The sequence below is a fragment of the Bacillus cereus group sp. BfR-BA-01310 genome, assembly GCF_022664325.1.
Lineage (GTDB): Bacteria > Bacillota > Bacilli > Bacillales > Bacillaceae_G > Bacillus_A > Bacillus_A paramycoides.
This window is the reverse complement of sequence record NZ_JAKUHD010000093.1, coordinates 1-445: the sequence shown is the minus strand read 5'-3', so window position 1 is coordinate 445 and position 445 is coordinate 1. Positions and strand designations below refer to the sequence as shown.

Here is a 445-nt window from a genome sequence, read left to right as displayed (position 1 = left end):
GGTAATGTTTTATTGTCAAAAGTAACATTTTTTGTTTTGTTTAGAGCTTTTCCATCCAGCCCAGTAGCCAACCAAAGCCTACCTTCTTCGGTAAAATGAAGAATGACACCTTGATCTACTAAAGGTAGTTTACCTTTAGTAGCATGGTAATCTTTAAAATAATAAATTTGACCATCAATTTCTTTCAAGCCTTCTTGAATAAGTGCTCCAGATTCATCGGAATAGTTTAGACCTTCCCATGCTGATTTTTGTAGAATACCGTCATCGTTGAAGTTATAGTACTTACCCTCAATCTCAACACCTTTCCTTGTATCCCTTCCATAATCTGCAAAATAATATGTATTCCCATCAATTTCTTTCCAACCCTTCAAAATAACCCCTGAAGAATCCGCGTAAAAATGCTGACCATCTCTGTTTATCCAACTATTCGTTATCAATTTTCCAG

1 pseudogene is annotated in these 445 nt (G+C 35.5%); it reads right to left on the bottom strand.

What is annotated here, in order from left to right:
• Nucleotides 1-371: pseudogene (locus tag MR109_RS29750) on the bottom strand (cell wall-binding protein); the annotation flags it as partial.
• Between the last annotated feature and the right edge of the window lie 74 nt (nt 372-445).